At 58.2% G+C, this 11241-nt stretch carries 10 protein-coding genes; 6 read left to right on the top strand and 4 right to left on the bottom strand.

Annotation, left to right across the window (positions count from 1 at the left end; all coding sequences use genetic code 11):
* The 5 genes from ppsA to VGK14_RS09380 form a co-directional block, all read left to right on the top strand.
* On the top strand, window positions 1–1300 hold a 1300-nt coding region (gene ppsA, locus VGK14_RS09400; protein ID WP_331508793.1), incomplete at its 5' end, for a phosphoenolpyruvate synthase.
* A 46-nt stretch (window positions 1301–1346) separates the two neighbouring features.
* Window positions 1347–2603, top strand: coding sequence for a sodium:proton antiporter (locus VGK14_RS09395; protein ID WP_331508792.1), 1257 nt, complete (start codon window positions 1347–1349; stop codon window positions 2601–2603).
* Window positions 2604–2698: 95 nt separating this feature from the next.
* Window positions 2699–3664, top strand: coding sequence for a Tim44 domain-containing protein (locus VGK14_RS09390; RefSeq protein WP_331508791.1), 966 nt, complete (start codon window positions 2699–2701; stop codon window positions 3662–3664).
* Window positions 3665–3688: 24 nt separating this feature from the next.
* Complete coding sequence (locus VGK14_RS09385; RefSeq protein ID WP_331508790.1) at window positions 3689–4888, top strand: cation diffusion facilitator family transporter; 1200 nt, start codon at window positions 3689–3691, stop codon at window positions 4886–4888.
* A gap of 147 nt (window positions 4889–5035) precedes the next feature.
* Window positions 5036–5254, top strand: a complete 219-nt coding sequence (locus tag VGK14_RS09380; protein WP_331508789.1) for a hypothetical protein — start codon at window positions 5036–5038, stop codon at window positions 5252–5254.
* A gap of 259 nt (window positions 5255–5513) precedes the next feature.
* On the opposite strand, the gene eda is transcribed toward VGK14_RS09380, so the two are convergent.
* From eda to VGK14_RS09365, 3 genes are all read right to left on the bottom strand, one after another.
* Window positions 5514–6161: a bifunctional 4-hydroxy-2-oxoglutarate aldolase/2-dehydro-3-deoxy-phosphogluconate aldolase gene (eda, locus tag VGK14_RS09375; RefSeq protein WP_349257297.1), complete on the bottom strand. Its 648-nt coding sequence runs from the start codon at window positions 6159–6161 to the stop codon at window positions 5514–5516.
* The gene (gene edd / locus VGK14_RS09370; protein WP_331508788.1) at window positions 6146–7963 is read right to left on the bottom strand and encodes a phosphogluconate dehydratase; all 1818 of its coding nucleotides are present in this window, start codon (window positions 7961–7963) and stop codon (window positions 6146–6148) included. The genes eda and edd overlap by 16 nt, the downstream gene beginning before the upstream one ends.
* Before the next feature lie 262 nt (window positions 7964–8225).
* Complete coding sequence (locus tag VGK14_RS09365) at window positions 8226–9479, bottom strand: MFS transporter (RefSeq protein ID WP_331508787.1); 1254 nt, start codon at window positions 9477–9479, stop codon at window positions 8226–8228.
* Window positions 9480–9725: 246 nt separating this feature from the next.
* Here VGK14_RS09365 and pqqA point away from each other — a divergent pair, with 246 nt between their 5' ends.
* A complete protein-coding gene (gene pqqA, locus VGK14_RS09360) occupies window positions 9726–9797 on the top strand; it encodes a pyrroloquinoline quinone precursor peptide PqqA (protein WP_331508794.1) in 72 nt (23 codons plus the stop codon).
* A gap of 660 nt (window positions 9798–10457) precedes the next feature.
* On the opposite strand, the gene VGK14_RS09355 is transcribed toward pqqA, so the two are convergent.
* The gene (locus VGK14_RS09355; protein ID WP_331508786.1) at window positions 10458–10730 is read right to left on the bottom strand and encodes a helix-turn-helix transcriptional regulator; all 273 of its coding nucleotides are present in this window, start codon (window positions 10728–10730) and stop codon (window positions 10458–10460) included.
* Window positions 10731–11241: the final 511 nt, after the last annotated feature.

Genomic DNA, 11241 nt, shown 5'->3' with positions numbered 1-11241 from the left:
GGTCAGCGGCCGCGCCATCGGCCAGAAAATCGGCCAGGGCCCGGTGCGCATCATCGAAAGCGCCAGGGAAATGCTGCGCGTGCAGGCCGGCGACATCCTGGTCACCGACATGACCGACCCGGACTGGGAGCCGGTGATGAAAAAGGCTTCCGCGATCGTCACCAATCGCGGCGGACGCACCTGCCACGCAGCGATCATCGCCCGCGAACTGGGCATTCCGGCGGTAGTCGGCTGCGGCGACGCCACCGAGAACCTGACCGAGAATGACACGGTCACCGTCTCCTGCGCCGAGGGCGATACCGGCTACGTCTACAAAGGCGCGCTGGAATACGAGGTGGCCACTTCCAATCTGACGCAAATGCCGACGCTGCCGACCAAGATCATGATGAATGTCGGCAACCCGGACCTGGCGTTCAGCTTCGCGCAGCTGCCCAATGCGGGCGTCGGGCTGGCGCGGCTGGAGTTCGTCATCAACAACATGATAGGCGTGCATCCCAAAGCCATCCTGGAATTCGAGAAAACACGCCCCAGCGTCTTTGAGGAAATCGTGCGCCGTTCGCGCGGCTATGCCAGCCCGCGCGATTTTTATATCGAAAAGCTGGCCGAGGGCGTAGCCACACTGGGCGCCGCATTCTGGCCCAAACCGGTGATCGTGCGCATGTCCGACTTCAAGTCCAACGAATACAAAAAACTGATCGGCGGCGACATTTACGAGCCGGATGAAGAAAACCCCATGCTGGGCTTTCGCGGCGCCTCGCGCTATGCCTCGGAAACGTTCATCGAGTGCTTCGAGCTGGAATGCATCGCGATGCGCAAGGTGCGCGACGAGATCGGCCTGACCAACGTCGAGCTGATGATCCCGTTCGTGCGCACCGTGGAAGAAGCCCGGGCCGTGGTCGAGGTACTGGCGCGCTTTGGCCTGAAACGCGGCGAGAACGGCTTGCGGCTGATCATGATGTGCGAAATTCCTTCCAATGCGCTGCTGGCCGAGCAGTTCCTCGAACTGTTCGACGGTTTCTCCATCGGCTCCAACGATCTGACGCAACTCACTCTGGGGCTGGACCGCGACTCCGCGCTGGTAGCCGCGGCTTTCGACGAGCGCAACCCGGCGGTGAAAGCATTGCTGTCGATGGCGATCGCATCTTGCCTGCGGCTGGGTAAATACGTCGGCATCTGCGGTCAGGGGCCCTCGGATCACCCCGACCTTGCGGAATGGCTGATGGCGCAGGGCATATCCTCCATTTCGCTCAATCCGGACACGGTGGTTGCCACTTGGGAACGGCTGGGGGCATCGGCATAGCATCGCCGCGTTCGTCGCGCCGCCACATCCGCAGCAAGGAATCGGAATGGAATCCTCTACCGCTCTCGAACTCGCCAAGCACACGCTGCTGCTGATCGGCATCGTCCTCGCCACCGGCACGTTTTCCGGCCTGCTGGCACGGCTGGTGCGCGTACCGGACGTAGTGGTATTTCTGCTGATCGGCATGCTGCTGGGCCCGCAAATCACCGGGCTGGTGAACCTCAAGGCAGACTCCGCCCTCAACCAGCTGATTCTGGTCTTCGGTTCCAGCTACATCCTGTTCGACGGCGGCGCGTCGATCCGGTTCAAGGTGCTGAAAGAAGTCTGGATCAGCGTCGTCGCGCTTGCCACCATAGGCGTACTGATCACGGCTGCGATCACCGGTGCCGCCGCTTATTACATTCTCGGCGTTCCGGTCATCGTCGCTTTGCTATTGGGCGCAACTCTGTCCTCTACCGACCCGGCGACCTTGGTGCCGGTGTTCAAGCAGATCCGCATCAAGGATAGAGTCGCGCAGACAGTGATGAGCGAGTCCGCATTCAACGATGCGATGGGCGCGATCCTCACCTTCACCGTGCTGGCGATAGCACTGCGCACAGGCGAGTTTTCCGTCGGCCATGCGCTGGCCGATCTGGCCAAACAATCGCTGCTGGGCATCGTGATCGGCGGCGTGCTCGGCTATCTGGCCGCAGTGCTGATCGCCCACGAAAAGTTCGGCTTTCTGACCGAATACGCGCCGGTAGTCACGCTGATGGCAGTCATCGGTGCCTACATGGGCGCCGACGGCTTGAACTCCAGCGGCTACATGGCAGTGTTCGTGTTCGGCATCATGCTGGGCAACCAGCAATCGCTCGGCTTTGCCATCGCCGAGCGCGATGAAGCGCAACTCGAAGACTTCGTGCTGATCACGGCATTGGTGATGCGCATGTTCATTTTCATCCTGCTCGGTTCGCAGGTGGATTTTGGCCTGATGAACCAGTACCTGGCGGGCGGCGTGGCCGTGGTCACCCTATTCATGCTGGTCGCGCGGCCGGCCACGGTGTTTCTCTGCGCGCTGCCGGACCGTCGCGCCAGGTGGAGCTTCAAGGAGATGCTGTTCATGTGCTGGACGCGCGAAACCGGCGTGATTCCCGGCGCATTGGCAGGCCTCTTGCTGGGCATGAAAGCCCCAGGCGCGAAAATGATCGCCTCGGTGACCTTTATCGCTATACTGATGACTATCCTGATCCAGGCCACCACCACCAAATGGCTGGCGAAAAAACTGGATTTGCTGGTTGAGGAAACCCCCGCGACCAATCAATGACAGACCCGCCAAGGTCCAGGTCCGCGCCTGCTTGTAAGCCGATTGTCATCATTGGCAGCGAGAATGGCGCGTTTCATATTTTTCAAGGAATCCACATGCGTCTTACTAAAGCCACGATCGTCTCGGCGATGATTCTCTCTCTCGCATTGCAGTCATTCGAGGCTGGGGCCCGCGTCGGCAGCCGCTCCTCCTCGATGTCTTCCAGCCGCAGCATGAGTGCGCCGTCCTCGGCACCGCAACGGGTCGGCAGCGGCAGTAATGCCGGCATGCAGCGCCCCGACGTGATGAACCAGGCGCGCAGCCAGAATGCACCGCTGCAACCGGCAGCAGCGCCGCAGCCTGTCGCCGGCCCCGCACCGGCGCAACCGGCCAGGCCTGGCTTCGGCGTGGGCAGCATGGTCGGGGCCGCTGCCGCCGGCGCTGCCGTGGGCTATCTCGCCAATTCCGCGATGCACAACGGCTACGGCCAGAACCAGCCCATTGCCGGCAACAATACCGGCGCCAATGCCGATCCGCTCGCCGCCAACCAACCCGCGGCCGGCAGCAGCGGTTCACCCTGGGGATTCATCCTGCTGTTGCTGGCCGGCACTGCTGCGATCATGGGCGTGCTGATGTGGCTGTCGCGCCGCCGTGAGGCCGGCGACCGGATTTCGCCCGCCATGGCGCGCAGCAATGTCGCCCCGCTCTCCGGCTCGGCACCGGACGCCGAACAGCAGGCTTTTGAACGCAACGCGCTCAAGTTTTTCAACGAACTGCAAGAGGCGAACAACCGCGGCGATATCGCGCACATCGAAGAGTTCACCGTCGAGCCGCTGCGGAGCCAGCTGATGGACGACATCCGCAGCCGTGCCGCCTCCAGCCGCACGCAGACGATGACGATGAAAGCCGAGCGCATCAACCTGACCGAAGAGGACGAACGCAGCATCGCCAGCGTCAGGTTCCGCGGCATGGTCAGCGAAGACGAAAACGCCGCACCCGACCGGATTGACGAAGTCTGGCATTTCGTCCGCGGACGCCAAACCGACAGCCAATGGCAGCTGGCCGGGATAGAACAGGTTTAGCTTGCCGCTTTCGCGAGACTACGCATGAGCCCCGGCACCGATCACTCCGAGATATCGTTCGATGACCCTAGGCGCTATGCCATGACGCACAAGTCGACCTGGGTCAGCGTCGCAGTCAACGTGCTGCTCACCGTAGTGCAGGTTTTCGCCGGCATGATCGCCCATTCGCAAAGCTTGCTTGCCGACGGCCTGCATTCGCTGTCGGATCTGGTGTGCGACTTTCTGGTGCTTGTAGCCAGCTATCACAGCAAAGATCCGGCTGACGCAGGCCATCCTTACGGCCACGGCCGGATGGAAACCGCAGCCTCTTTTGTGCTGGGCGCCATCCTGGCGGTAACCGGGATCGGCATCATGGCCGCCGCCGCGATGAAACTGCAGAACATCGAAAATCTGCCGCCCGTGGCACCGTTGGCGCTGTGGGTTGCGGGTATCGCACTGATTGCGAAAGAGGGGCTGTTCCGCTATATGCTGCATATCGGCGAACGCCTGCGCTCGCCGATGCTGATCGCCAACGCCTGGCATGCCCGCTCCGACGCCGCTTCGTCGCTGGTGGTCGCGCTGGGCATAGGCGGCAATCTGCTGGGCTTCATCTATGCCGATTCGGTGGCCGCCATCGTCGTCGGCTTCATGATCGTGCGCATGGGCATCGTTTTCGCCTGGGATGCCTTCCAGGAACTGATCGACGCCGGCCTGTCGCTGGAAGAAGTCGAAAGCATCCGCCAGACGCTGATCGACACCCCCGGTGTCGAAAGCCTGCACGAACTGCGCACCCGCCGCATGGCGCACCGCGCGCTGGTCGATGCCCACATCCTGGTGAACCCGCGCATCAGCGTTTCGGAAGGGCACAGCATCGCCGAACGGGCGCGGGCGCGGGTCTTGAAAAGCCATGCCACGGTCACCGACGTGCTGGTCCACGTCGACCCCGAGGACGATACCGAACACGACGCCAACGCCCAGCGCATGCCGGGGCGGGACGAACTGCTGATCCACCTGCTGCCGCTGCTCAAGGACTTGCCGGAGCCGGTACGCGTGGTGTTCCATTACATAGGCGGAAAAGCCGAAGCCGAAGTGTTTTTACCGCATGGTTTTTTCGACAATGGCGCCGCTCTGGCAGAAGCGCAGAGGCGTATTGCGCAACGGCTCGCGCAGCACCCGTACTTTAGCGTCGTCTCGCTCAATTGCACGGTGACACCAGCGTCGAACCAAAAATTAGAGTATCCGTAATACACAGTTGATTTTGAATTTTTGGCTGAAAATTTACTCGATTTGTACTATTCTTACATTCGCGGACAGACAACCTAATGGTAACCATAATTAATCAATCAGTTATCCAACGTCGGCATGATCTGAGAATTTTAATAGGAGCTAATCATGAAAAATTGGAAAAACTACATCGCCGTCATAGCCCTCCTCTTGGGTGCGGCAATCTGTGTGCCATCTGTTGAGGCAAAGCAGAAATCATCAGATCAGAAGAGTTCTGATAACCAATCCACCGTGTACGCGGACAATGGCCAGACCGACGACGGTCAGAGAGGCCAGACCGACGACGGTCAGAGAGGTCAGACCGACGACGGTCAGAGAAGCCAGTAGATCTACCCAACCAAGGAGTGCAGGCGACACGATTCCCGCGGCGTCAACCCGAACTCAAATCTCAATAAAGTGTTGCCCGAAACCTGACGTTCGTGACCTTCCCCTTTTGGCGATATGATGCATTCCCGTCATAACAAATCAACACAATGAAAATACTGCGCTCACCAGTTTTTAACCGAAATCAACCACTATCACGGATACCCTGAAAAATAAGGCCGGGTTTCCCCGGCCTTATTTCCAGCATCATTATTTTTGCCGATCAGCGGCTGAAAGCTGCTGCCTGTTTCGCCAACTCGGTAATCTTCGCCCAATCGCCTTTGGCCATTAAATCCGACGGCGTCAGCCAGGAGCCGCCGACGCACACCACATTGGACAGCGCCAGCAATTGCGAAGCGTTTTCCGGCGATACGCCGCCGGTGGGACAAAACTTGACGTCGGTGAAGGGGCCGCCCCAAGCTTTGAGCAGGTTGGGGCCACCGGCCTGCATCGCCGGGAAAAACTTGAGTTCGTTGTAACCGTCTTCCTGCGCCATCATGATTTCGCTGCCGGTAGCCACGCCGGGCAGCAGGGATAGCCCCAAGTCGCGGCAAGCCTTGCCTACGGCCGAGGTGTAGCCGGGGCTGACGGCGAAGCGCGCGCCCGCATCGGCGGCGGCCTTGGCGTCGGCGGCGCTGCGTACTGTGCCGGCACCGACCACCGCGCCCGGAACTTCGTTGGCGATCACACGCATGCATTCCAGCGCCACCGAAGTGCGCAGCGTGATTTCCAGCATGCGTATGCCGCCGGCGACCAGCGCTTTCGCCATTGGTACCGCGTGCTTGACGTCGTTCAACACGATGACCGGGATTACCGGCGCATCCTGCATTACCTGCAGGGAGGTCAGTTTTTCGCTTACAGCCACGTGCATGCCCCTTCTTCGGCGGAAGTCACGTTGTGGCGCAACCCGGCAAACAGTTCACGCCCCATACCCGTCGCATTGGATTCGCGCAGGCTATGCGGCATTTTGTGCGGCACCCGTCCGGCCCAGTCCTCCGGGTCAATCAGCACTTCCAGCCGACCGGTAATCGCGTCCAGGCGGATCACGTCGCCATCCTGCACCTTGGCCAGCGGACCGCCGGCAGCAGCTTCGGGCGACACATGGATGGCTGCCGGAATCTTGCCGGAAGCACCGCTCATGCGGCCATCGGTCACCAGCGCAACGTCGAAACCCTTGCTCTGCAACGCCTTCAGCGGCGGCGTGAGCTTGTGCAGTTCCGGCATGCCGTTGGCGTGCGGGCCTTGCCAGCGCACCACGCACACCACGTCGTGATTGAGTTCGCCGGCGGCAAACGCGGCCAGCAGTTCTTCCTGCGAATCGAACACCTTGGCCGGCGCTTCGATCACGTGCAGGTCTTCCGGCACTGCGGAAATCTTGATCACGCTGCGTCCCAGATTGCCGCGCAGCACCTTGATGCCGCCGTTCGGACTGAACGGCGACGATACCGGGCGCACCACGGAATCGTCCTTCGACAACCCGGCAACGTTCCAATGAATGCCGGTACCGTTTTGCGCCGGGATGCCGGTGTATTCGCGTATGCCCTTGGGGCGCACCGTCAGCACGTCTTCATGCATCAGGCCAGCATCGAGCAGTTCGCGGATCACGTATCCGGGGCCGCCGGCTTCCTGGAAGGCATTGACGTCCGCTTCGCCGTTGGGATAAACGCGGGCGATCAGCGGCACCACGTCGGACAAGTTGCAGAAGTCGTCCCAGTTGATCATGATGCCCGCCGCGCGCGCCACCGCCACCCAGTGGATCAGATGATTGGTCGAGCCGCCGGTAGCCAGCAGCGCGACGATGGCGTTGACGATGCAGCGCTCGTCGACCACATGGCCGATCGGGGAATAAGCCTTGTCCTTGACGATGCCCAGCACGCTGCGCACCGCTTCGCGCGTGAGTTCGCTGCGGAACTCGCTGCCCGGATTGACGAAAGCGGTACCCGGAACATGCAGGCCCATCGCTTCCAGCAACATCTGGTTGCTGTTGGCGGTGCCGTAAAAAGTACAGGTACCCTGCCCGTGGTAGGCCTTGGATTCCACTTCCAGCAGTTCTTCCCGCCCGACCTTGCCTTCCGCCGCCAGCACGCGCATATGCGATTTTTCGCTATTGGACAACCCGGTTGTCATCGGGCCCGCCGGTATGAATACCGTCGGCAGATGGCCGAAATGCAGGGCGCCGATCAAGAGGCCGGGAACGATCTTGTCGCATACACCCAGCATCAATGCCGCGTCGAATACGTCATGACTCAGCGCCACTGCGGTGGACATCGCGATCACGTCGCGGCTGAACAAGCTTAACTCCATGCCGGACATGCCCTGGGTGATGCCGTCGCACATTGCGGGCACGCCGCCGGCGACCTGTGCCGTCGCGTTCAGTTTGCGGGCTTCCGTCTTGATCAGGTCCGGGTAGTGCTGGAACGGCGCATGGGCCGACAGCATGTCGTTGTATGCGGTAATGATGCCAATATTGGGCACATGCTCTTTGACTACCTTGAACTTGTCGTTGACCGGCATCGCGGCGAACGAGTGCGCCACGTTGGCACAGCCCATGCGCTTGCTGCCCGGCGGGCGCTTGGCCATGACATCAAGCTGCTGCAAATAAGCTTGGCGAGTTTCAGCGCTCCGCTCCCGGATACGCTGCGTGACTTCGGCGACAGTAAGATTTAGTTTCATTCGATGGATAAACAATATTAGAAAAGCAATCGTAACCCGAATCGGGGCGCTAATACGGATTCATGTTTAATTACAAGAACAGCTTGAACAAGAAACAGGAAATCCTCGGCTGGCTGTATTCGGCAGTGTCTCAAATCACGGCCGGTTTTTATTGCTAATATTGTAAGTCATAATCAGCAAAACTCAAAAAAAGCCGCCGTGATAAAGCCAACGCGAAACCAAGCGTGGCCGCTGTTTTCGACGAGCCCGCGACCATGGCGGATCAATCGGACAATAACCCTTTTTCTGCCAGGACAGGGCGGGCTTCCGTCCGCAGTCGGGGCAGCCTGCGTTTTAAGATATACCCCATGCTGACTGCCATCACCCCTCCCAGCAGGAACGCCACCTGCACCCCGGCCTTGTGCGCCAGCGCCCCCATGATCAGGCTGCCCACTGGCAGCATGCCGATGAACGACATGGTGTAAAGCGCCATCACCCGGCCTCGCAACTGCTCCGGAACCATGGATTGCAACAGAATATTGCAGGAAGTGACAACGATGATCAGCGACAAACCAGAGGCCACCAGCATGGGCAGCGCCAGCGTCAGCAGCCGGTTGTAGGCGAAGCCCACGGAAGCCAGGCCGCACAGGAAAAAACCGCCGACGATGTAATTGCCCAGACCGGTCACGGATTTGCGGTTGGCAAGAAACAACGCTGCCAGCAGCGCGCCGAATCCCGATGCGCCCATCAGGGTGCCGAGCATATCGGGGCCGCCATGAAAGATATCCTTGGCATAGACCGGCATGAAGGTCATGAATGGCGAGACGCAGAAACTGGTGATCGCCACCGACATGACCAGCCAGCCCGCCGGCTTGAATTCCCTCAAATAGCGGACGCCGTCCAGCAATGGCCCGCCGCTTCGACGGAGGGTTTGCTTGCGCGGATGGATAGCCATCAGCGTATAAATGGATGCAACATAGGAGACGGCATTGGCAGCGAAACAGACGACATCGCTGAAGGCCGCCAGAATTATCCCCGCGACGGCAGGCCCGGCCAGGCGGGCCACGTTGAACGTCAGCGAGTTCAAGGCAATGGCATTGGACATATGGCTGCGGTCGCGCAGGATTTCGGTAACGAACGCCTGGCGCGCCGGCATTTCCACCGCTCCGGCCAACCCCAGCGCTACCGAGGCTGCTATCAGCGCCCAGGAGGAGAATTCGTCGTAATAGGCCAGCACCGCAAGCGATACCGCCACCGACATTTCCACACATTGCGTGGTCAGCAGAATATTGCGCCGGCTGAAGCGGTCGGCCAGCATTCCGCCCAGCGGAGTCACCAGCAGCATGGGAATCTGTCCCGAGAATGCGATCAGTCCGAGCATGAAAGCCGAACCGGTCACGCGGTAGGCGATCCACGACAGCGCTACCTGCTGCACCCACGTCCCGACCAAAGATATGACCTGACCGAAGAAGTACAACCGGAAATCGCGGCCAGCCAGCGACCGGAACATGTTTTTCAGCGTGGCAATGCGCACCATAAACTCCGATCGGCTTGTTGTTTAATGCAGATGGGCATGCGGGATGCTTTCAGCTGTTGAAAAGACAGACATTCAGCCGCCAGGTTCCGAATAGCGCTGTACGAATAAACGATGGTTCATGAAAATCATTAGCACCATTTCATGACACGCATGAATACCTGGTCGCGGCAGCTGGGTATAGTACGAACCCGAGTGGAGCAATTCACTTACACACTTAAAATCCAATAACCTGAAAAGGAGAGCATTATGTGGACCAAGCCCGCAGTTACTGAAATGCGTTTCGGTTTCGAAGTCACGATGTACGTTTGCAACCGCTAAACGTCTTCGTGCTCGCCGCTTTTTAACAGCCGGCGAATCGCAACAGAAAACGGCAGCTTCGGCTGCCGTTTTTATTTCGAATCCCGCTATTACAAATAACCGAACTGAAAACGTTCAAAACAATTGGTACGCTCGATCAGCTTCGTTGCCAACAAGCGCGAGCTTTTTCCATGATCGCCCATCGCCAGCACTCGTGCCGGCACATACCTTCACGGCACCTAGCCACTTATGCAGAGCAGGCTTCTGGATTGAAACTTCAAGGTTCCAGAGCATAACTACGAAATAGCTGCGTTCTGGTTGTGCAGGCCAGTTCGATATGGCCAGAAATTGGGATGGCGGGATTCATACTAAACGCTGAAATCCGCTCCAATGCTTGTTATAGCGTTTACGTTTTTCATACATACCAACAAATATACCAACAGCAGACTGATGCTGTTTACTGCTATAGTTCTAGTATTACTACGGTAGTGCCCAATAATAGAATTGCAAGGAAAAGGAATCCGATGGCACCCAATATCTGGAAGTGAATAATACAGTCAAACGCAGTGAAACCGGCAACCAATCCACCTAGGCCAGACAAGAGCGCCCAAAACCATGCCCGTAACAAGAACATCAACATGAGAATACCGATTACCCCCCAAATAATAGTTTCCATTGGCGTCATCCTCTGTTTATTGCTCTTTCCCTATTGAGCACATGGGTAACATACTCTCTTGTCTCTTGCTGTGAACCGCCATAAGTTTCGATTAGCATATCCAGCTTGCCGGATTTTGCCAACTCATAATTAAGATTAGGGTAAAGCAGAAGCCATCCATTCAGCCCGAAAGCCTTTGCCAGTTCGTCAGTAGTGTCTATTCCCGGCACCCGATCTTTTGCCAATATAGAGTAAATAGTCCTTTTTGGTACGCCGCTTTTTTCTGAAAGTTTAGGCACATTCCACCCTTCTAACCATTGTAATTCACGCGCGTATCAAAAACTGACTGCGAAGGTAATCGCCATGAATGTAAGCCAATGATTAGTAACCGTTTTGTAAAAACAAATTCCAGCCAGCCTGCTTTTCGTATTTTGCTTCTGGTGTATTAGAGAGACACGGACGCGGTTTTTGCCTGCATTCTCTAACCCCCCCCGGCTTTTAGGGGGTGGGGAGGGTCTATTCTTATCTACTTTAGAAAAAACCCCATCGTTTCAATTGATAACCTATTGAATAAACAACAGTTTATCTAACTGACTTGTTGGCGTGCGCCGGTGTTGATGCATCTGGTTTATTGGCTGCCGCTTTATTTGTCTTGCTTACCATCATCAATTCCTTTCTCAATGAATATGGTCAGCCTCGGCTCTATCCACCAGCGCCAGCAGTTGCCATGCGTCATATTTCGCCTTCGGTACCAGCATCTCGCAAGTGGCAACATGCCTGATTGCGATGGTCAGGATGACGTTATCCGGG

The organism is Novimethylophilus sp., assembly GCF_036504375.1.
Classification (GTDB): Bacteria; Pseudomonadota; Gammaproteobacteria; order Burkholderiales; family Methylophilaceae; genus Novimethylophilus.
Note: the sequence above shows the minus strand (reverse complement) of the source record. Positions and strands in the feature narration are given on the sequence as shown.

Coding starts and splice junctions, on each gene's coding strand:
- eda (WP_349257297.1), bottom strand. CDS start 6,161: ATGCACGTGGCTGTAAGCGAAAAACTGACCTCCCTGCAGGTAATGCAG.
- VGK14_RS09385 (WP_331508790.1), top strand. CDS start 3,689: ATGAGCCCCGGCACCGATCACTCCGAGATATCGTTCGATGACCCTAGG.
- VGK14_RS09365 (WP_331508787.1), bottom strand. CDS start 9,479: ATGGTGCGCATTGCCACGCTGAAAAACATGTTCCGGTCGCTGGCTGGC.
- edd (WP_331508788.1), bottom strand. CDS start 7,963: ATGAAACTAAATCTTACTGTCGCCGAAGTCACGCAGCGTATCCGGGAG.
- VGK14_RS09380 (WP_331508789.1), top strand. CDS start 5,036: ATGAAAAATTGGAAAAACTACATCGCCGTCATAGCCCTCCTCTTGGGT.
- VGK14_RS09390 (WP_331508791.1), top strand. CDS start 2,699: ATGCGTCTTACTAAAGCCACGATCGTCTCGGCGATGATTCTCTCTCTC.
- VGK14_RS09395 (WP_331508792.1), top strand. CDS start 1,347: ATGGAATCCTCTACCGCTCTCGAACTCGCCAAGCACACGCTGCTGCTG.